The 20,726-nt window shown below is 56.4% G+C and carries 22 protein-coding genes and 1 riboswitch; of the genes, 4 read left to right on the top strand and 18 right to left on the bottom strand.

The features are described 5' to 3' along the window. Positions 1–78 precede the first annotated feature (78 nt). Entirely contained in the window at positions 79–486 is a 408-nt protein-coding gene (locus tag DZC51_RS06835) for a thiol-disulfide oxidoreductase DCC family protein (protein ID WP_157294638.1), read from the bottom strand. A gap of 143 nt (positions 487–629) precedes the next feature. On the opposite strand from DZC51_RS06835, the gene DZC51_RS16270 reads away from it, so the two are divergent. Next, on the top strand, positions 630–947 hold the full coding sequence (locus DZC51_RS16270) for a hypothetical protein (RefSeq protein ID WP_232524080.1): 318 nt from the start codon (positions 630–632) through the stop codon (positions 945–947). A 47-nt stretch (positions 948–994) separates the two neighbouring features. Continuing rightward, on the top strand, positions 995–1,186 hold the full coding sequence (locus DZC51_RS06845) for a histidine kinase (protein ID WP_232524081.1): 192 nt from the start codon (positions 995–997) through the stop codon (positions 1,184–1,186). 24 nt (positions 1,187–1,210) lie between these two features. Here the strand turns inward: DZC51_RS06845 and DZC51_RS06850 are convergent, their stop codons facing one another. The 7 genes from DZC51_RS06850 to DZC51_RS06880 form a co-directional block, all read right to left on the bottom strand. Next, the gene (locus DZC51_RS06850) at positions 1,211–1,735 is read right to left on the bottom strand and encodes a GrpB family protein (RefSeq protein WP_157294639.1); all 525 of its coding nucleotides are present in this window, start codon (positions 1,733–1,735) and stop codon (positions 1,211–1,213) included. A 234-nt stretch (positions 1,736–1,969) separates the two neighbouring features. Then, positions 1,970–2,473 (bottom strand): energy coupling factor transporter S component ThiW, encoded by a 504-nt coding sequence (gene thiW, locus DZC51_RS06855; protein WP_157294640.1) that lies wholly within the window; start codon positions 2,471–2,473, stop codon positions 1,970–1,972. Then, positions 2,470–3,102 (bottom strand): thiamine phosphate synthase, encoded by a 633-nt coding sequence (thiE, locus tag DZC51_RS06860; protein ID WP_232524089.1) that lies wholly within the window; start codon positions 3,100–3,102, stop codon positions 2,470–2,472. The genes thiW and thiE overlap by 4 nt, the downstream gene beginning before the upstream one ends. Positions 3,103–3,124: 22 nt before the next feature. Continuing rightward, positions 3,125–3,958, bottom strand: coding sequence for a bifunctional hydroxymethylpyrimidine kinase/phosphomethylpyrimidine kinase (gene thiD, locus DZC51_RS06865; protein ID WP_157294642.1), 834 nt, complete (start codon positions 3,956–3,958; stop codon positions 3,125–3,127). Beyond that, positions 3,955–4,749, bottom strand: coding sequence for a hydroxyethylthiazole kinase (thiM, locus tag DZC51_RS06870; RefSeq protein ID WP_157294643.1), 795 nt, complete (start codon positions 4,747–4,749; stop codon positions 3,955–3,957). Before thiM ends, thiD begins: the two co-directional genes overlap by 4 nt. After that, complete coding sequence (gene tenA, locus DZC51_RS06875) at positions 4,746–5,429, bottom strand: thiaminase II (protein WP_157294644.1); 684 nt, start codon at positions 5,427–5,429, stop codon at positions 4,746–4,748. Before tenA ends, thiM begins: the two co-directional genes overlap by 4 nt. 92 nt (positions 5,430–5,521) lie before the next feature. Continuing rightward, positions 5,522–5,630, bottom strand: a riboswitch (TPP riboswitch). A 57-nt stretch (positions 5,631–5,687) separates the two neighbouring features. Then, complete coding sequence (locus tag DZC51_RS06880; RefSeq protein WP_157294645.1) at positions 5,688–6,272, bottom strand: TetR/AcrR family transcriptional regulator; 585 nt, start codon at positions 6,270–6,272, stop codon at positions 5,688–5,690. A gap of 101 nt (positions 6,273–6,373) precedes the next feature. On the opposite strand from DZC51_RS06880, the gene DZC51_RS06885 reads away from it, so the two are divergent. Together DZC51_RS06885 and DZC51_RS06890 are read left to right on the top strand one after the other, a co-directional pair. After that, positions 6,374–6,928, top strand: coding sequence for a hypothetical protein (locus DZC51_RS06885; RefSeq protein WP_157294646.1), 555 nt, complete (start codon positions 6,374–6,376; stop codon positions 6,926–6,928). Between the two features lie 105 nt (positions 6,929–7,033). Further along, positions 7,034–7,717 (top strand): phospholipid phosphatase, encoded by a 684-nt coding sequence (locus DZC51_RS06890; RefSeq protein WP_157294647.1) that lies wholly within the window; start codon positions 7,034–7,036, stop codon positions 7,715–7,717. A gap of 74 nt (positions 7,718–7,791) precedes the next feature. Here DZC51_RS06890 and DZC51_RS06895 read toward each other — a convergent pair whose 3' ends face one another. From DZC51_RS06895 to DZC51_RS06940, 10 genes are all read right to left on the bottom strand, one after another. Then, positions 7,792–8,235: a redoxin domain-containing protein gene (locus DZC51_RS06895; protein WP_157294648.1), complete on the bottom strand. Its 444-nt coding sequence runs from the start codon at positions 8,233–8,235 to the stop codon at positions 7,792–7,794. 36 nt (positions 8,236–8,271) lie between these two features. Next, positions 8,272–8,790, bottom strand: a complete 519-nt coding sequence (locus DZC51_RS06900; RefSeq protein ID WP_157294649.1) for a peroxiredoxin — start codon at positions 8,788–8,790, stop codon at positions 8,272–8,274. 91 nt (positions 8,791–8,881) lie between these two features. Further along, a complete protein-coding gene (abc-f, locus tag DZC51_RS06905; RefSeq protein WP_157294650.1) occupies positions 8,882–10,555 on the bottom strand; it encodes a ribosomal protection-like ABC-F family protein in 1,674 nt (557 codons plus the stop codon). A 320-nt stretch (positions 10,556–10,875) separates the two neighbouring features. Next, complete coding sequence (locus DZC51_RS06910) at positions 10,876–11,316, bottom strand: TlpA family protein disulfide reductase (RefSeq protein ID WP_157294651.1); 441 nt, start codon at positions 11,314–11,316, stop codon at positions 10,876–10,878. A 265-nt stretch (positions 11,317–11,581) separates the two neighbouring features. After that, positions 11,582–12,130: an NADPH-dependent FMN reductase gene (locus DZC51_RS06915; protein ID WP_157294652.1), complete on the bottom strand. Its 549-nt coding sequence runs from the start codon at positions 12,128–12,130 to the stop codon at positions 11,582–11,584. Between the two features lie 92 nt (positions 12,131–12,222). Continuing rightward, entirely contained in the window at positions 12,223–13,872 is a 1,650-nt protein-coding gene (locus DZC51_RS06920) for an FAD-binding dehydrogenase (protein WP_157294653.1), read from the bottom strand. 115 nt (positions 13,873–13,987) lie between these two features. Then, complete coding sequence (locus DZC51_RS06925; RefSeq protein WP_157294654.1) at positions 13,988–16,279, bottom strand: ATP-binding cassette domain-containing protein; 2,292 nt, start codon at positions 16,277–16,279, stop codon at positions 13,988–13,990. Between the two features lie 51 nt (positions 16,280–16,330). Further along, positions 16,331–17,182: a malate synthase gene (locus tag DZC51_RS06930; protein WP_157294655.1), complete on the bottom strand. Its 852-nt coding sequence runs from the start codon at positions 17,180–17,182 to the stop codon at positions 16,331–16,333. Between the two features lie 308 nt (positions 17,183–17,490). Further along, positions 17,491–18,873 carry an alkaline phosphatase gene (locus tag DZC51_RS06935; protein WP_157294656.1) on the bottom strand — a complete coding sequence of 461 codons (1,383 nt, stop codon included), beginning with the start codon at positions 18,871–18,873 and terminating at the stop codon, positions 17,491–17,493. A gap of 198 nt (positions 18,874–19,071) precedes the next feature. Beyond that, positions 19,072–20,607 (bottom strand): AbgT family transporter, encoded by a 1,536-nt coding sequence (locus DZC51_RS06940; protein ID WP_157294657.1) that lies wholly within the window; start codon positions 20,605–20,607, stop codon positions 19,072–19,074. Between the last annotated feature and the right edge of the window lie 119 nt (positions 20,608–20,726).

Raw genomic sequence — 20,726 nt, forward strand, 5'->3', positions numbered from 1 at the left:
CAGGAATAGAAAAAACTGCAGACCAAGGAGTAGTTCACTCACTTTGTCTACAGTCTGAACCGCGGAAATCCGCGGTTGTTATGCAAGGAAGCGTTCCCGGATGTTCCGGGGCGGCAGTCTGCAGGCCTCTTCTTCGGTTTTCTGGCCGAACCACTTGTAGCGGTTTTCCGCTATATAGTCATAAGCGCGGTCACGGAGCGGTTTCGGCACGAGGATAAACAGGAAGGCCAGGTGCCATAGGCCGTCGAGTTTCTTCGCGATGTGCAGTGCTGCGGAGGACTTGGTGTATACCTTGTCCCCTTCAATCAGCACCATTGAGTCGACATCGTCCGGAATCCCGGTTTTCTTTCTCAGCTCCTGGCCGACATCACTTTGCAGCGATGCGTATTTAAAATGCCCGACAGGGTCCCGCTTGATGATAAACTGGACGCTTTTGTCACAGAAATTGCAGGTCCCGTCAAACAGCACGATGCGTTCTTTCTTCATTACGATTGCCTCCTCCCGGCTGTTTCTCTCCTTCTACATGTATTCCCACTCCTCCAATGTGCAAAACAGGACCGGGACGTGACGAGCGTCCACCCGGCTCCCGTTCTCATGCATGTAATAAGAAAAGAGAGGAGGTGCTTACCATGAGGCGACATATGCATCACCATCACCATGGACATGGTCACGGCTGCAGATGCCACAAGTGCGTCAGGCAACCGATCGTCTGCCCGCCGACATACCGGTTCCATGACACCTTCACAGAGTGCGAAGTTCCGTTCGTCCATCCGATTGTAAACGTCAACCGGCAGAACGTCGTGAACGTGCCGCGCCACTACTTCACCGAGAGCGAAACAACCGTTCCGGGCCGCAATATCTACGCTAATGGTCCAGGATTCGGAGGTCCTGGCTTTGGCGGACCAGGTTTTGGCGGACCAGGATCCTTCCGGGGACGTCGCTACTGATCTGTTGTGGTAAAATCGGGTCAACAACACACAAAGGATGACTCCGATTGAAACGAGCACTTAAATTTGCCATTCCCCTCATGCTCATCGTCGCCGGTCTGGCCTGGTGGTATCTGAACAAGGAATTCCAGGACCTACCCGGAACACACCGCATGTATATCACAATTGGCGCCGGCCTCCTGAGCGGTGTCATTTCCTGGTTCCTTTTTCCGGAAGAACCGGAGGACCCGGAAAATTGATCCCCCCGCTTCGAGCGGGGGTTTTTAATTTCCAGCGAGAACCCTTTCTACAAATTCCAGCTTTGCATCTGCATAGGCCCGTTCGTCGCCGGAATGCCGCTCCGCCAGTTTAAGCTTCAGGCGCTCATAATCCTCTGCTATTCCTCGATCCTTCCGAAGCCGGTCGCGGAACAGCAGATGCTTTTGCCACCAGTCACCTCCATGTTCGACGATGTGCACGACATGGGTCTTGACCGGCGGGTCGAGCTGCCGGAATTTCGCAATGACCCGTTTTCCGTCAATTGGATCGTTGCGAAGCCGGTAATAGCCACGGGCAGCAAGCGCCTTAAAATCAAAATGCCCGTAATCGGCCAGATCATTCAGCCCGATAAGCAGGTCGATCAGCGGCTTCGCTTTCAACTGCGGCACCGCCGTGCTGCCGATGTGTTCAACCGCAACCACATGAGGATCGAGCAATTGCCGCAGCAATACCGCTTCTTCCCGGAATGATTCCTTCCATCTGTCATCATGATCAACGAGAAATACCTTTCCTGCCGGCAGTCCTTCCATCCGTATCGCCCCCTGCACCAAGCGTAGCGGACCCCGGGCTGCAATGAAAGACTGAACATTCGCGCTGTTGAATGGTATAATGGAATTACCAAAAGCGGAGGCCGCGCGCCTCCGCTTTTACTTATGCCAATGTTTCCCGGGAAATGGAGCTTTCCGGGCTTCTATTAGCGCTCACAGAAGCTGTGTGAGGCCTCATGGTAAGTAATACTGGCTTAGCCGGGCACCCACATGATTCTATAAGCGGTTACCAATTACGGGCAGTCTGTCCGCCGACTCCAGCCGCAACGCAATGGCCAGGCCGATCAGCGCGCCGCTGGCGCTCGAGACGAGGAAAGCGGGCAGGAAAAAGAAAGCGCCAACCGATGCGCCCATCAGGAGATTGGCGTAGGGTGCAGCAAGGAGCGATGCAACGACTCCGGTTCCGATCATCTCGCCGGCGGATGCCGTCCACGCCCTGCCCGTCTTCCGGTACAACAGGCCCGCGAACAGCGCGCCGATCATGCCGCCCGGGAAAGCGAGCAGTGAACCGGTCCCGGTGAGGATGCGGATCAGTGCCGTTAGAAAAGCGATCCCGACGGCCGGACCCGGACCGAGTGAAATGGCCGAGATGACGTTCACCGCGTGCTGCACCGGATAGGCCCGTGCCACGCCGGCCGGGAAGGAAACGAATACCGAGCCCGCGACGGCAATGGCCGTGAACATCGTCATGAGGACCAGTGTCCTGGTATTCCATTTCATCTGACCGCACGTCCCTTCCGCTCAAATGCTTCTTCAACCGCCTGCCGGATCTCCCTTGCGGCCTTATCCGGATCGGCAGCAAGGGAGATTGCCGTGATGACGGAGACGCCGGAAGCGCCAGCCGCAATGACGGAACCCGCGTTGTCCTTGGTGATGCCGCCGATGCCGACCGACGGCAGGTCGGGGAATGCCTCTGCCGCCTCCCGGAGCGGTTGTGTGCCGCAGACGGGGCGGGCGTCCGGCTTGGAAGTTGTTGCACAGACCGGGCCGATGCCGATGTAGTCTGCCCCCGCGTCAGCGGCTTTCCGCACTTCTTCCAGGTTGTGCGCCGAGACGCCGAGAATCCGGCTGCCGATCTGTTGGCGCACTTCCCCGGCGTCGCCGTCCTCCTGACCGATATGGACACCGTCCGCCCCGAGCTCCAGCGCCAGGCTGACATCATCATTCACAATAAATGGCACGCCGTACGTCCGGCAAAGATCCCGGCAAGCCTTCCCAAACGTCCGCAACTCACTTCCCGCAAGCGCACCGGGACCCTTTTCCCTCAGCTGGAAGCAGGTGATGCCGCCCCTCAGCGCCGCCTCCAGCACCTCCAGGGGATCGATCGCGCCGGCATTCCGGCTGCCCATGATAAAGTAAACGCCAAGCTTTTCACGAATCAACGAGCACCTCTCCCTTCAGAGCACTGCCTGCCCGGTGGTACGCCCAATGATTGGTCGGACCATGTCCCGCCCCGAGCCCGAGTCCGTAGGAAATCGCTGCGTGGATGAACCGCTTGGCTCCCACAACTGCTTTTTCAAGCGGTTCCCCGGCCGCAAGAAATGCCGTGAGCGCTGCAGAGAAGGTGCAGCCCGTGCCGTGTGTGTCCGTTGTCCGGATCCGATCCGCCGACAGCCAGATCCGCTCCCCGCGTCCGTCCATGAACAGGTCGCAAGCCCGCTCTTCTTTCTCAAGATGGCCTCCCTTGACGACAACGGACCTGGTTCCCATCGCGATCAGCCTGCGGCCGGCCTCTTCCATGTCTTCCGGGGTCCGGACCGTCATCCCGGCAAGCACTTCCGCCTCCGGAAGATTCGGCGTGATGACCGTGGCGAGCGGCAGGATCTTCTGCCGCATGGCTTCCACTGCCTCTTCCCGAAGCAGATGCGCGCCGCCTTTCGCAATCATGACGGGGTCCACGACTAGCATCGGATTGCCTGCCGCAGCAAGGCCCGCCGCGACTTCACGGATGATCTCCCCTGAAAACAGCATGCCGGTTTTTGCGGCGGCCACGTCAAAGTCTGCAAATACCGCATCCATCTGTGCGCGCACCGCCTCCGGGCCAAGCGGCCAGACGCCGTGCACGCCAAGCGTGTTCTGGGCGGTGACGGCGGTAAGCGCGGACGTGCCGAACACGCCCAGCTCCTGAAAGGTCTTCAGATCCGCCTGGATGCCCGCGCCGCCGCCCGAGTCCGACCCGGCAATTGTCAACGCCACACCCGTCATGCCCGCACCTCCTTTGCAGATTCCGGAACTGTGAAATCTCTGTCTCCGATAAGTGCCAGCTGGTCCATAAATGCAGGAAGGAAGCTTCCCGGAAGCGACGACACTTCCGCCGCCCGCTTTCCCGCAGCCTTGTAGAAGGCGAGCGCCGCTGCAACCGAATGGAACGGGTCTCCCTTGCCCGCCGCGAGAAACGCTCCGCACACCGCGCTCAGCAAACAGCCGGAACCGGTGATCCTGCTCATGACCGGATGTCCTCCGCTGATGCGCATGGTCCGTTTCCCATCCGTCAGTACATCCGTTGCTCCGGTCACCGCGACAAGACAGTCATAATTCCGCGCCACCTGTGCGGCAACGGTCTCCACATCCATTTCACCATCTCCCGCGTCCACCCCCGACGCCTTCCAGTCCACGCCCGCAAGCGCGGCAAGTTCTCCTGTGTTGCCTCGGATCAGGGTGATATTCACCGACCCGAGCAGCCGGCTGACGGCATCCCGGCGGAACCGCGTCGCGCCGGCGCCGACCGGATCCAGCACGACGGGATTCCCTGCACCATTCGCCGCCTTGCCCGCCATTTCCATCGCCTCCAGCGACTCCCTGTGGAGCGTGCCGATATTCAGCACCGTGCAGGACGCGGCCGCCGCCATTTCTTCAACTTCTTCCCGTGCGTCCGCCATGACGGGGGAGGCCCCGAGGGCCAGCAGTCCGTTTGCCTGGAAGTTCGCGACGACAATATTCGTCATGCAGTGGACAAGCGGCCGCCTTTCACGGAGTTCCGACAACAGATTGCTCATCGGACGCCCTCCATTTCCGGCGTTTCCCACTGTTCCTTTGTCCAGGCCATTCCCCAGAAGTTCAGCTCATAGATGCTGCTTTTGCGGAACCGCTCCGCAAGCTCCAGAATCCGTTCTTCCGGCAGCCCTTCCGCCAGCCGGTTCATCCTCTCGATCTGCTCGTTCACCAGCCCGCCGAACCACTCGGAGCCATAGGTCGCAATCCACTTGTCATAGATCGGGTGACCCGGCTCGGCGCCCTTCAGCCGTTCACCGATCTCCCAATACAGCCAGTAGCACGGCAGCAGTGCCGCAAGCACATCGGCAAGGTCGCCCTCGACGGCCGCCCGGTACATATGCGACGTGTAGGCGTACGTGGTCGGCGCCGGCCGGAACTCCGCATGCTCTTCCGGGGTCACGCCGAGCATCGTGAAGAATTCCTCGTGAAGCGCCAGTTCCGCGGAGCAGGTCGCTTCCGCATGCCCGGCAAAGCTTTGTGTCGTCAGCAGGTCCTTTGCCTTCACCGCGCCAAGTGCCTGGACCTTGGCGAAATGCGACAGGTAGTACGCATCCTGCAGCACATAAAACCGGAAGATGTCCTCATCGAGCGTCCCGCCCGCAAGCGCCTCCACGAAAGGATGCCGGAAACTTGCCTCCCAGATCCCGTCGCACTCCCGCCGTACCCGTTCACAAAACCCCATCTTCTCCATCCCCTTTCCTGATTGGGAAACACGAAAAAGCCGCCTTCCGGATCAACGCGGAAGGCGGCCTGAATGTATATTCGGATACAGCAAAGCTGCAGGCCCCACTTCCCTACGCCGGTATGATCCGGATCAGGTTCCAAGGGTCCGCGCAGCCCATGCGCGTCTCAGCCTTTCTGAAAGGCTCCCCCAGTGGCAGTTCATGTTCAGTTTTCACACCCACTATATCATGATCGGAATATTTTGCAAGCAGGTTCCTCACCTGCAGATCCTGCCGACCGAATCGCGGATGAGCGCTTCAACTGTGTCCGCCCGGAGCCGATCCGGTTCAAGAAAGGCATGGAGCGCAAGCCCGTCGGCGATCGAATAAAGCCGTTCGGCCTCGAGTTCGATATCCAAATCCTCCTTCAGCGCCCCTTCATGGGCCAGAAAGTCGAACAGCTTGCTGATGGCAGCACCCAGTTCATGGCCGGGTGCACCCTCCAGATCTTTCCGGTGGCGGATATGTGCCTGGAAAGTGAACCATACGTCCATCTCCGCACGCCGCTCCTCGTCGACCGGCACGATCTCCAGGAGTACCCGGATCACTTTCTCTTTGGGAGGAAGCTCCTCCTGCAAAATGACCATCGCCCGTTTTTCAACCCGCTCATTGACAAGACGCATCGCGTACACCAGCAGTTCATCCTGGTCTCTAAAATAATGCCGCAGGGCACCTGTTGACAGCCCTGCTTCCCCGGCAATGTTACGAACCGTCGCCCCTTCCATGCCCTTTTCCAGGATGACCCGCCACATGGCTTCCGCAATCTGCTCGCGCCGCTCTTCATGATTCACGATTTTTGGCATACCCCTATTATATCATCGTTTTTTAAATAAAACATTTGTGCTAAATAAATATTCTATGCTAAAATCTAAATAATACAGATGTATTAAAAAGGAGCGAAAACATGAGCTTCATCGCCTACCTGATCATCACCGTGGAAATTGGATTCTGGGTGTTTATCGCTGCCGGCCTGGTCACACGCTATCTGCTCGGAAGAAAACGTCTCGGACTGCTGCTGCTCGCCATGACGCCGGTGCTGGACCTGACGCTGCTGATCGCGACAACCTATGATATCCTCGCCAATAATGCGACTGCCACGGCAGCCCATGGCATCGCCGCCATTTATCTTGGCGTCTCGCTCACGTTTGGAAAGCGGATGATCCGGTGGGCGGATGAGCGCTTCCGTTACCACATCATGAAAATTGGGCCGAAGCCAGTGAAGCGGTATGGTTACGACCATGCCCGGTATGAACTGTCAGGCAGCCTTCTTCACGTGCTCGCCTGGATACTGGGCGGTGGTTATCTGTTTTTCCTGATTTACCTTGCCGGCAACCCTGAGCAAACCGAAACCCTCCTTCAAATCCTGAAAGTATGGACACTTGTCGCCGCCATCGACGTCGCCCTCTCACTTTCATATTTTATTTGGCCGAGAAAAGCCAAGACGGACAGCGCCCACTGAGGTGCTGTCCGTTTCTGTTATATAACAATCGAGAAGTTTTCATGCGTCCTACTTTAGGGAAGAGTGGAAGAAACTGTCCAGGAAACCGGACACAGGAGTGATGAAATGGATCCGTATATTTTCGGGGCGTTTGCCCTGGCTTATCTGGGGCTGCTGGTCTGGGTGCTGAAGAAACAGCGTTTCTGGACCCTGATGAGTGTCCTGGCGGCAGTCGCGCTGGCGCTCGTCTATGACAATGGCATTCTGGCAATCGGAAGCCTGATCGGCGAAGGCACGCTTTTGGAAGGTCTCAGCCTTGCCCGCTTTTGGCTGCACGCCCTTGTGACACCCACGCTCATCCTGTTCTCACTCGGCGCGATGCGGCAGGCGGGGATCGGATGGGCACAGAAGGGATGGGCGGCCCTGTTGTTCTGGGCAGCCACCATCGCAGCAGTCGTAGTTGAATACGCCACTGTGCTCAGCGACCTTAAGCTTGAGAAAAGCGAAAGCTACGGTGTGCTTAGCTACTCGTCAGCGGAGGAAGCATCCGGGCCGCCGGCCATGATCCTGATTGTTCTTGCCGCGCTTCTGATCGCCGGCATTTTCCTCGCATGGAAAGCCGGTTCCTGGTGGATGCTGGCCGGTACGATTGCCATGACCATCGGCAGCATGTTTAATCCGGACATCCCGAGCGAAGCCGCGACCAACCTGTTTGAACTGATTCTGATCGGCTCGCTGGCGGTGACGAAGGTAAAGCTGGAGGAGAGGCCAGCCGGCGGAACGGACTCCGGTGTCACCGTTCTGGAATGACCTTTTCCGGCTCCCGGTTAAAGATTTCAACTTAAAAGCCGGCAGCACCCATCATCTGGGTGCTGCCGGCTCATTTATTCATCTTCAAGGAGTCGGCTAATGCGCTTTTCCAGTACATACATACCGCCTTCACCCGCATGATAATGCCGGAGGCGTCCATTTTTATCGAAGACGTAATAGGCAGGCACATACCGGTTGCCGAATTCGGCGGTCAGCTTGCTCCTGCTGTCGACAAAAACCGGCTCCGTAATGCCGTGTGCTGCGGCCGCTTTCCTGACTTTTACCGAGTCTGTGTCTTCCCTTGAGCGCGGCATATGGACCGCGATGACATTCAGCCGGTCCCGGTACTTGTCTTGGATCGCCCTTACATGAGGCATCATGTCCTTGCAGAGGCGGCAGCTGACGGACCAGAAATGAATCAGAGTCGGCCGTTCGCCGACAAGGTCCGCCCTTGTCCTCACACCGTTCAACCATTCGGTTGCGCCATCCAGTTCGGGCATCGGTGTGCGAATTTTCATCAGATCTCCTCCTGTTTATAAGGTCACCATTCCAAGTCAATTCGCAGCGCGGCGGCCGCCCATCTGCAGGCCCTGGAGCACGCGAAGCGTCTCATCGACATCGCGTCCGATGTCTTCACGGAAGGCTGTCTGATAGCGCAGTTCGCCTTCCGGGCTGATGATGAAAAGGCCTCGTAGCGTGATTCCCTCTTCCTCGATGAGCATGCCGTATTCGCGTGAGACGGCGAGCTTCCGGTCCGAGGCGAGCGGGAAGTTCAGTTCGCCGGGACCGTTGTTTTTGCGGGCGAGACCGATCCAGGCGAGGTGGGCGTGGACCGTATCTGTCGAGATCCCGATGACTTCGGCATTCAGCTCCGCAAACTCAACGTGACGATCGGAAAAAGCCGTGAGTTCAGCCGGGCTTGCCAGCGAGAAGTTCATCGGATAAAAAATCAGGACCGTCCATCTGCCTTTTCTCATATTTTCCTCAAGGCTGACCGTGCCGAATTCCCGGCTCGGCAGGACAGCCTTCATTTCAAAGCGGGGTGCCGGATTGCCGATCAATCTCCTAACCATTGCGCCTACCCCCTCAATTTATTGAAGATTCAAACTATATTAAAGAAAGGATAGCAGAATAGCAACCGGTTTTCAATCGGTGAATCGGCGTTTAGCGCCCTTCCAGCTGCCGGATTTCTCGGGTCAGTTCCAGGAATCTGCGGTCAAGCACGACATACTCAGGGTCACCCGGCACGAGAAAGCTGAGTTTGCCGAGGACGGCCTGGCGCTCCGTCTCGAGCCGCAGGCGCTCTTCTTCCCTAGCCTTTCCTTCCCTGACCCCTTCGGTTCCACCCTGCTTTTCTTCCCATTCGGCGGGTGTCATCAGCAGCTTTCGGACTGTCCCTCCTCCGAATACCAGGATGCCTTCCGCAAGCTTTTCCGCAAAATACCGGTCGTGCGAAGCGAAAAGCAGAGTGCCCTGAAATGTGCCGAGTGTCCGCTCGAGTTCCTCCCGTGATGGCAGATCCAGGTGGTTGGTCGGTTCATCCAGCAACAGGACGTCAGTCCCTTCCAGGATAAACCGCATAAGCTTCACCTTAAGCCGCTCGCCCATGCTCAGATCGGAAAGCGGAAGCGTCCAGTGTTCCGCCGTGAAGCCGAGGTTCGCAAGGTCTGTCCGGAGCTTTCCCTGCTGTTCGAAAGTGGCGGCGGAAAAGTACGCTTCCATCGTCTTTTCAAGCGGCAGGTCCAGCACGGACTGGCTGAGGACGCCAATCGTCATCCCTTCTGTCCGCCAGATCTCCCCTTCATATGGCTCTTCGCCGAGCAGCATGCGGAAAAGCGTCGTCTTGCCTGAGCCGTTCGGTCCGAGAAGGGCGAGGCGTTCCCCGGACAGGACGGTAAATCGCGCATTATTGAATAGTTCACGCTTTCCATACGTCTTTGAGACGTCCCTGAGTTCGAACACCCTCATGCCCTTGCGGCGTCCGCCTTTTACGTCGAAGGCCACGGACACATCCTCTTCCGGCTTGTCGACGCCATCCTTCTCCAGCTCGGCTTCAAGACGTTTGCGCTTGGAGCGTACCTGGATGTCCTTTTTCTTGGCTTTCATCCGGTAATATTCCTTCATGCCGCCTTTTTTCGTGGATTCCCGGTGTGCCTTGTCTGACCAGTCCGACAGCTGCGCGAGCTGCTCTTCGACCCGAGCGACTTTTTTCTGCTGCTGCTCGTAATGCTTTTGCTGTGCGGCGCGGGCGGCTTCCTTTTTGTTCCTGTAATCGGTGTAGTTGCCCTCGTATTCGGTGAGGGTGCCGTGATCCAGCTCCCAGATACGGTCCGCAACGCGGTCGACGAAATACCGGTCGTGAGACACCACGATGAAGGTCGACCGGCTGCCCCTGATCTGCCCGATCAGCCGCTCCAGCGCCTCACTGTCGAGGTGGTTGGTCGGCTCATCAAGCAGGACGAGCCCGCTTTGCTCCGCCAGGGCGGCAGAGAGCCGGAGCTTCATCCGCTCACCCCCGCTCGCGGTATTGTATGCAACCTCTTCGGATAAGCGCCATTTTTTCCGTTCGGCCAGCACGTCGCCGGCATCGTCCGGAAGGTCAGGTGATGCCTCTTCCTGCCGGAAATAAGTGATTGTCGGCCGCTTCCCGTTCCAGCGCACCCGTCCCGAAGACGGCTCCCGACTGCCCGCGATCCGCTCCATCAGCGTCGACTTGCCCGCACCGTTCGGCCCGACAAGCGCAATGACCGTACCTTCCGGGATATCGGCCGATATCCTCTCAAAAATTGTGACGTCCCCGTAAATAACGGAGAGTTCCTCCAGTCTTCCAAGCAACATACAGATTCCTCCCTGTTTCCCGGAGGGCACGAAAAAGCCCCCCGGCCATAGTGGCCGGAGGGATCCGAAAAAGCCTCATTCACGCGTCGCCAAACAAGCCGCGAGCATGCGGCTGCAGTTCTGGATGACGATGGAAAAATGGGCAGACGGATCCCGCCGACGTTCGAAAAAAGCATCCGATTCGTCTAAAGCGCTCCGTCACTTGTCCATCTTCCCATTCGTCATCCCTTTCCGGTATAAGTTGAGACCAGATTAACATATGCCCCGCCGCCCGGCAACCATGCAAGGGAAAGCCCGGCACACGGGGTACCGGGCTTTACTTATTGTTCGATGACCCGTTCGATCCGGTCCTCCACCATATCGAGGCCCGTCCTGCCTGCCTGATAATGACGGAGCTGGCCTTCCCTGTCGAAGACATAGTACGCCGGTGCCAGCTCATTTTCGAAAGCGTCGGTGAGTTTGTACTCACTGTCTACGAAAACCGGCTGGGTGAGACCATATTTATCGGCAGTCTCACGGATCTTTTCCATGTCGTTGTCCGCGCCGGTGAGCGGCATATGGACCGCCACGACATTCAGCTCATCCTTGTACTTGTCCCGCAGTTCGTTAACCTCGGGCATCGTTTCCTTGCAGATGTTGCAGCTGACGGCCCAGAAGTGGATCAGCGTCGGCTTCTCGCCGACCAGATCGGCTTTCGTCGTCTCGCCGTTCAGCCATTCGGTTGCGCCGGACAGTTCCGGCATCGGTTCGTGCAGTTTCATCAGGAATCCCCTCCTGCAGAATAAGTTTCCCGGGAAATGATTCGTTGAAACAGCAATTTATCAGTGACCACTTAATATTAGGCGGAGATAAGGTGCCGGTTTGCGCTTCCGAAAGAGCTAATGTTAACCCTCCGCCTCCGTCATTCTTCAAACTCACGTGCCTAATCTTCAAACTCGGAGGCTTATTCTTCAAACTCGCGCCCGCAATCTTCAAACTCGCCGGTCCTCTCACAAAAAACAGCCGGAGTCCGCCTCCGGCTGCACGTCAGCCCTCTTTCACAAACCCGATAAACGCATCCACTTTTTGATCCAGGAATCCCAGCGTGGACTCGTCGATCAGTCCGCCTGACTCGCCTTCGAATTTCTCCTGGGCGAAGCTGACGAGCACTTCGTTGCCGCCCGGAGGCAGTACTTTGGCGGAGACGCCGGGCGCGACCAGGATCTGACGCAAGTGAATCTGTGCGCGGAGCGTGCCCGCCATGCCCATCGAGGCGCCCAGCGGGAAGACCGGCTTGCCGACCATGACCCGCTCGCCTCTCGAAGTCCAGTCCAGCGCGTTTTTCAGGACGCCCGGGACCGACCAGTTGTACTCGGGTGTCACGATGATGATCGCGTCCGCATCCAGCACTTTCTGCTTAAACTCCTTAACGGCAGCCGGCGGATCCAGCTCCTCGTCCTGGTCGAAATGGGGCAGCGCGCCGATATCGGCAATCTCCATCTCGAGTTTATCTTTGTAGCGTTCCTGCATCGTCTCGGCCAGACGGAGGTTGAACGATTCCTTCCGCAGGCTGCCGACCAGTGTAAGTACCTTCACATGAATCTCCTCCCTTATGTAGACCTCTTCTATCTTCAGTCAAAAGGTCGGAAGATTTCAAGTATTTATTCCAACAATGTGACTCAACAGATCTACCCCTGACTGAGCGCCCTGCCCGCCTGCCGTCCGGAGAACAGGCAGCCGCCGAGGAAGGTGCCTTCCAGAGACCGGTAGCCGTGGACGCCGCCTCCGCCGAATCCGGACGCCTCGCCTGCGGCGTAAAGGCCCGGCACCGGTTCTCCGTCCGCGCCCAGCACTTGTCCAGACAGGTTGGTCTGAAGGCCGCCCAGCGTCTTCCGGCTGACAATGTTCAGCCGTACCGCGATCAGCGGACCGGCTGCGGGGTCGAGGATGCGGTGAGGCGGCGCGACGCGGACGAGTTTGTCGCCCATGGATGCCCGCGCGCTCCGGATCGCCATTACCTGGAGGTCCTTCGCGAATTTGTTGTCGATCTCGCGGTCGCGGGCCCGGATCTGCCGCTCCATCTCTTCAAGGAAGATGCGCTCCTCTCCGACCAGGTCATTCATGCCGTCGACCAGTTCCGGAAGCGTCCTGGCGACGACAAAATCCTCTCCCCGCTTCATGAACTTCTCGACGGGCTCAGGCGCGCCCGGAAGCACTCGCGACAGGATCATCCGGATGCTTTTTCCGGTCAGGTCCGGATTCTGTTCCGAACCGGACAGGGCGAACTCTTTCTCGATCATCTTTTTCGTCAGGACGAACCAGGAATAACCGTAGCCACTTTTCCCGATCGCTTCGAGTGTCGAGAGCGTGTCAAAGCCCGGGAAGTTCGGCGCGCCGAAGCGCTGCCCCTCCGCATTGAACCAGAGCGGCGAGGGTCCCGGCAGGATGCGGATGCCGTGATTGGGCCAGACCGGATCGTAGTTTTGGATGCCTTCGGTATAGTGCCACATGCGGTCGCGGTTGACGAGCCGCCCCCCGGCCTTTTCCGCCGCTCCGAGCAAGTGTCCGTCGACATAGGCCGGGACGCCTGTCAGCATGCGTGCAGGAGGACTGCCGAGGCGCTCCGGCCAGTTTGCCCGGACCAGCTCATGGTTGCCTCCGATGCCGCCGCTCGTCATGAGCACGGCCCCGGCGCGAACTTCAAAGAGCCGCTCCACTTCGCGGGACGTCTTCTCGCCGCGTGTCCGGTCGTCCTCCGCCAATTTCTCCCCGCGCACGCCTGTCACCATGCCGTTTTCCGTGACGAGTTCCGTCACCCGGTGGCGCGGCAGGTAATGGATCAGACCGTCACGGATCCCCTGCCGCACGCGGTCTGCGAAGGGTTTGACGATTCCGGGACCCGTTCCCCAGACGATATGGAAGCGGGGGACGGAGTTTCCGTGACCGTCCGCGAGGCTCCCGCCGCGCTCCGCCCAGCCGACGACCGGGAAAAACCGGACGCCGAGCGACCGGAGCCACTCGCGCTTCTCGCCCGCGGCAAAGTCGACATACGCCTTTGCCCACTGGTAGCCCCATTCGTCTTCGTCGTTCATCCGGTCAAAGCCCGCCGTGCCCAGCCAGTCCTGCCAGGCCAGTTCATGCGAGTCTTTGATGCCCATCCGGCGCTGCTCCGGTGAATCCACGAGAAACAGCCCGCCGAATGACCACCACGCCTGGCCCCCGAGATTCGAAGCCGGCTCCTGGTCGAGGAGAAGCACCTTTTTGCCTGCGCCTGCCAGCTCCGACGCCGCTACCAGCCCGGCAAGCCCGTGTCCCACCGTGATCACATCGTATTCCATCCCCATCCCGCCTTCCGAGTCCGATTTCCTTTCATTGTATAGGAATTTTCTGTTTATTCACAGGGGTGTCTATTCATGAAAAAGCCGCACTCCATATGGAATGCGGCTACAGAAATTATCTGGTTTTTGATTGCCCACGTGAGCCAACCCCGTCTTTCAGCCATTTCGCAGTCACCGTTTCGGCGTTCAGCATGTCTTCGGGCGTCCCCTCGAACAGGATTTGTCCGCCCTGCTTTCCGCCTCCCGGCCCCATTTCGATGACCCAGTCGCTTGCCGCGATAAAGTCCAGGTTGTGTTCGATGATGATGACCGAGTTGCCCCTGTCCACCAGCTTCTGAAAGACATCCATCAGCTTTTCATCGTCTGCCGCGTGCAGGCCGAGGGATGGTTCGTCGAGCAGGTAGATCTGGCCCTCTTTCTGCAATTGGCTTGCAAGTTTCAGGCGCTGGATTTCCCCTCCGCTCAACGAGCTTGTCGTCTGCCCCAAAGTCAGGTATCCCAATCCGACGTCCTTCAGCGTATTGACCCGGTTCAGGATCTTTTGCTGTGTAAAGTAATCCGCAGCCTCGTCGATGGTCAGCTCCAGAATTTCAATAATGTTTTTTCCCTCATACCGGTACGACAGGGCCTCGTCCGAGTATCTCGTTCCGCCGCACGCTTCGCATGGAATCGTCACCGGATCGGCAAAAGCCACTTCCGGTGTCAGGACACCCTTTCCTTTACAGACCGGACAGGCCCCAAGGGAGTTGAAGCTGAACAATCCGGCCGGCTGTCCCGTCGCTTTTGCAAAGGCGGCCCGGATGTCATCCATGATCCCCATGTAAGTCGCCATGGTCGAGCGGCTGGAGATCCCGATGCCGCCCTGCCCCACTGTGATGGACTCCGGATACCATTCCTTGAACGCCTCCAGGATCAGGGAACTTTTTCCTGATCCGGATACGCCGCATACAGAGACCAGCACCCCTTTTGGAACATCCGCATCCACGTTTTTCAGGTTGTTGTTCCTTGCTCCCCTTATCGGAAAATAGCCTTTGTGATCCCTTGGGTTTTCGTTGATGTCCAGTTTCTGCTCCAGGGCTTTCGCGGTCGGGGAATTTGTTAATTTCGCCAATTGCCCCTGGAAGATGACGTTGCCCCCGTTCACGCCTGCTCCCGGGCCCATCTCTATGATTTGGTCGGCTTCTCTTACTACCGACAGATCATGTTCGATGATAATCACCGTATTATGCTGCTCTTTGATCCTTTTCAGCATCCCAATGAGCAGGTGCACTTCTTCGGGATGGAGCCCCGCGCTCGGTTCGTCGAAAATATAGGTCAGGTTATTCAGGCTGTTCCCCAGATGACGGGCAATTTTCACCCTTTGGGCTTCGCCGCCCGAAAGGGTCCCCATTTTTCTGGACAGGCTCAAATAGCCCAGCCCCATGTCGACTAACTGCCTTACATTGGGAATGGCCTGTTTGGCAATTGATTCTCCCGTCGGGTCCTGAATGTTCTCCAGCTCTTCCAGCAACTCCGGAAGCTCCAGCTGGTCATATTCCGCGATATTCAGGCCGTTGATCCTGCATTCCAGCACCTTCGGGTTCAGGCCCGAACCCTGGCAGGTCGGGCACAAGGAATGTGTCGATACCGCCAGAACATCCTCTTGGGAGATTTGTTTGAGCTTTGAGATGTCGCGATTGATGTAGACGCGTGTAAATCTGGGCAGCAATCCGTCCCACTCCGCATTGTGGGGTCCGTTTTTCGTGTGGAACGGCGCATATGCACGCTCACCTTCCCGCGGACCATACAGCAGCAGGCGCCGGTCTTCTTCTGAGTAATCCCTGATGGGTTTGTCCGGATCAAACAACCCGCACGTCATCATCCAATTGCCCTGCCAGCCGGAAGGAGACAGCGGTTTGAACCTGACGGCATGCTCCCTGAGTGACTTGTCGAAATCGACCAGCTTATTGACGTCCGGCGCAATCACTTCTCCGAACCCTCCGCATTCCGGACATCTGCCGAATGAACTCTGGCTGGAAAAATCATTGGCGGAACCGATCGCCGGCTGTCCGATCCTTGAGAACAGAAGTCTGATCAGCGGGTCGATATCCATATAGGTGCCGACAGTGGAACGGGAATTGCCCCCCGCAGGCTTCTGCTCCACGACAACCACCGGACTCAGGTTCTGCATCAGATCGGCATGGGGCCTTTCGTATCTCGGCATCTGATACCTGACATAGGCAGGATAATTCAATGTCATCTGCCTTCTGCTCTCTGTTGCCAGCGTATCAAAGACAACCGAGCTCTTGCCCGAGCCTGAAAGACCGGTAAATACAATGATTTTTTCTTTCGGCAGATTCAGATCGATGTTTTTTAAGTTGTTTTCTTTGAGGCCTCTTAAGACAATCTCATCTTTTTCCTGCGGCATTTCATTATCCTCTCTGTCCTTGCCCGGCCGCCGAATGGCGAGATATTACGATTATTGCAGTAACGCACCATCGGGTTCCGGCAGCTCTTGCTCCATGATTTGATTCATTTTGCAAAAGTGCTCAAAAAATTGCTGTGCCAATTCTTTTTCTTCCGGGTCACTTTTCAGCGACACAATATCGCGCAAAATTTGGGCCATCGATGCATTATCGAAATAACGGTATTTACCCGTGTTCCACGTCATTTTATCCGGGTTTTTTTCGTTAGCATAGTATTTCCAGAAGTTCATCTTAGCCGATTCCTGCTCTGTAAGCTGGATCCGATAGAGGGAATGGGCCGGAACAATGCCGTCTTCACTCTGCTTGCCGATGAATTCTTCATCCACCATGAAGACCCCTAGGACCTTCCTGTCTTTTTCGGGAGTGTCGGAGTCTCTTTCCGTCAGGAGAACCGCGCTGTTTTGGTGCAGACGGCTTGGTTTATTCGGCTTCCCTTTATTTTTCCCACTTTTGATTTCACCCGAGAAAACTTTCCACTTTGAGAATGCCAGCTTTTTTTCTTCCGGATCACACCAGAAAACCAACTGCGATTGCGGATGGAGCTTATGATTTTTCATCAGTTTTTCATGCTCTGCGCGCAGTTCCTGCTGTTTCCGCAGATGTTCTTTTTCCTCTTCCTTCTGCAGCTCTTCTTCGATTCGTTCGCTTTCTTTTTCTTTGATCAGTTCTTCGAGTGAATGAGCGGCACTTTCATCGTGCAGCACCAGGTGCTTTTCGAAAGCGTCGGGGAAAAAAAATGTTTTATTTTCCTCGCCGAAATCTATTTCAATTCTGGACTCGTCGTGATGAACGATACTGCCCGTTCCAAAACGCTTGTGCGTCACTTTCTTATCGACTAAATTCATGATCCTTTTTCCTCCCTCGTCACACTTAACAACATAAAGCCCGAACAACTGTTTTTTTATTATGGGATAAAGAAAATATAAAAAAACGCATTCTCCATTCTCTCTGCGTCAAACACAGCAGAATTTCCGAATACGGGTCCAAAAACAATTGTACGAGTATTGTAACATTTTTATGACAAAAGCACAAATTTATTATTGACATTTTATTTTCATGTGTGTATCATGTAAAGCTTTATTCAAATAAATACACCAAACAAAAAAGGAGATTGGTTGCCCAATCCCCTTCTTTTACAACAAAAAGCCTCTGTTCAGTTGCCGAGTTTCATCGCTTCTGCAATCAGTTTCGGAAGATCCGTGTTGTCATGGAAGCCCACGAAGCTGTCCGCATCCGGTCCGAACACATAAAGCGAGATATCCGCGCCTGTGTGGTTTGTGCTTGTCCAGCCAATATTTGCACGGTCGCTGATCACCTGGTTGATCGCCAGGCTGGCGTTGCCTGCTGCCTCGATTGTTGCGATCTCTTCTTCGGAAAGGTCAAAGCCGGTGTAAGTCTTGACCACTTCCGCCACGTTCGAACGGTCTTCGTTCAGCTGGGCAGCCATGTGATCGCCTGTCGCCGTCACGTCTTTCAGGATGTCGGCGTTCAGTGCCATGGATCCCTTCGAACCAGTTGTCATGCCACCGGTGTCGTGGTCACCCGCAACAACGACAAGCGTGTTTCCATCTTCTTCTGCGAATTCAATGGCTTCTTCGACAGCTTCTTCAAATGCCGCGACGTCCGACATTGCCCATGCCGCGTCATTGTCATGGCCTGCCCAGTCAATCTGGCTGCCCTCAACGACCAGGAAGAATCCGTCCTCGTCCTCTTCAAGTGCATCGATGGCGGCTTCCGTCATCTCCGCGATGCTAGGCTGTTCCGTTTCACCTCGGTGGAGTTCCGGTGCAAGTGCATCATCTGCGAACAAGCCGATCAGGCGGTCGCCATTTTCCACATCCAAGTCTCCGGCATCCAACAACTCATCACGGGTCTCTACATATGCAGCGCCTTGCTCCTGTACTTCCCGGATCAGATCGTGCTCCTCCTGGTTACCGCCAACGGATGCCGGCAGGAAGTTGTTTTTTCCTCCGCCGAGGAGAACATCAACTTCGCTGTCCGCCATCTGGCGGGCGATTTCCGTTTCATTGTTCCGGCTCTCAACATTGGCGACGAATGAAGCCGGCGTTGCGTGTGTGATTGTCGAAGTGGCGACCAGGCCCGTGGACTTGCCGGCTTTTTCCGATGCCTCAAGAATCGACTCCAGCTCATTTCCTTCTGCATCCAGGCCGACTACGCCGTTGTCCGTCTTGACACCAGTTGCCATCGCCGTTCCCGCCGCTGCGGAGTCCGTGACATCCGAGTTGGCCGAATATGTAGTGAACATCCCTTTCAGATGGGCATCCCAAACCGCTTCTTCGCCTTTGTAGATGCGGTAGTTCGATGCGTAATCCGCGCTTAACCCGTCCGGAATCATGTAAATGACGTTTTCAATTTTGCTTTTGTCCTTTCCATTTCCCTTACCGGGTTTTCCGGCCCACTCCGGCTTTCCCTGGCCTGCCCATTCCGGCTTGGCCGCATCTGCCGCTGTAAGGCCTCCCATCCCCGACAGGATAAGACCAGCCCCCAGTGCGGCAATTCCGAATTTCTTCAGCATGCTATCCACTCCTCAACTATGTTTCTGGAACACTTGCAACTATATTGGAGTAATGTTCACGCAGAGTTAAAATGGAGTAAAGAAATTGTTATAAATAACCAGTCAGAAAGGCTCATTACAAAGGTCCCGACAATTCAAGAAACGAAAATAAACACCGTCCGTTTGCACCACATACACTGCAAACGGACGGTATTTGTATTATTGGCCGAGATGGATCCCCCCGCCCGGTCCGAGCGGAATATCCAGGAGGAACCAGGCGCTGAAGAGGAGGAGCCACATGATGGTAAACGCAATCGAATACGGCAGAAGTGCCGTCATGAACGTGCCCATCCCCATTTTCGGGTTGTACTTCCTGGCAAACGTCAGAACGATTGCAAAATACGGGAACATCGGAGTGATCGGGTTGGTGAGCGAGTCACCGATCCGGTAGGCAACTTGCGTGACAGCCGGGTCGTAGCCCATCATCAGGAACATCGGAACAAATACCGGCGCGAGGATGGCCCACTTCGCTGAAGCGCTGGCGATCAGGAAGTTGATAAGCGCGGCGATCAGGATGAAGCCCAGGAAAAGCGGCAATCCGGTAAAACCGATTTCTTCAAGTGCCGCTGCGCCCTTGATGGCGATGACCGGTCCCAGGTTGCTCCAGTTAAAGTAGGCGATCATCTGTCCCGCGACAAATGCGATGACGATATACGGCCCCATGCTGGCCATCGCTTTTCCGAGATGGTCACCAAAGTCTCTTGAGTTCTTAATGGCACCAGACGCTTTCCCGTAGGCGATAGCCGGGACGATGAAGAGGATCATCATGATCGGGATGATTGAATCCATGAACGGTGAAATGATCAGTCCGCCGTCTTCAGGATTCCGGAGTATCGCATTTTCCGGAAGCGTCAGGAAAGCGAGGATGGCTCCGGTGATCAGAATCGAGAGGCCCGCCCACTTCAGGCCCTTCTTTTCTTCAGCCGTGATTGCTTCAGCTGATTCTGCCTCCACGATGCCTTCGAACTTGCCGAGGCGCGGCTCGACAATCCGGTTCGTTACGAATGTGGCGACCGGTATCAGGATAAGCGCGGAGATGCAAAGGAAATAATAGTTGATCATCGGGTTTCCTTGATAATCCGGGTCGACCATATGTGCCGCCGGTTCCGTGAACCCGTAAACGAGCGGGTCGGTCAGTGACAGCAGCAGGTTGGCCCCGAAAGCACCGGCGCACGCCGCATAGGCCACGGCGATTCCGGCAAGCGGATGACGTCCGAGCGCGGCAAAGATCATCGCGACGATCGGCGGAAGAACGACGAATGCCGCGTCTGCCGCCGCGTTTCCGGAAATCGCCACAAGAACGATAATCGGCAGGATGATTTTCTTCGGCGCCTTCAGGACGGTCGCCTTCATCATTGCGGTGATCAGCCCGGTCGATTCGGCCAGTCCGACCCCGAGCATGACGACCAGAACCAGGCCGAGCGGCGGGAAGCTGGTGAAGTTCGTAACCATCTCCGTCAGGATCCGGATGAGCCCCTCCCCATTCAGGAGATTGACGACAGTGATTTTCTCTCCCGTTCCGGGGTTCACCGCGGACGTTCCCATCATCCCGAATATTGCGGATGCCACAAGGATCGCCCCGGCCAGATAGACGAACAGCATGACCGGATCCGGCAGCTTGTTTCCTATTCTCTCAACAGTATCGAGAAAGCGGTCAAACACCCCGCGTTGTTTCGGTTGGGCGGATTTCGCCATCTTTGTTTCCCCCTTTAGCACGGTAAAGCGTTACAGCAATGTTTACTATCTTAACAAAACCTGCAGAGAATTCAACAATATTCGCAAAATCTTTAATAGACAATTTAAACCTGTGTAAT

The organism is Bhargavaea sp. CC-171006 (genome assembly GCF_009761675.1).
Classification (GTDB): domain Bacteria; phylum Bacillota; class Bacilli; order Bacillales_A; family Planococcaceae; genus Bhargavaea; species Bhargavaea changchunensis.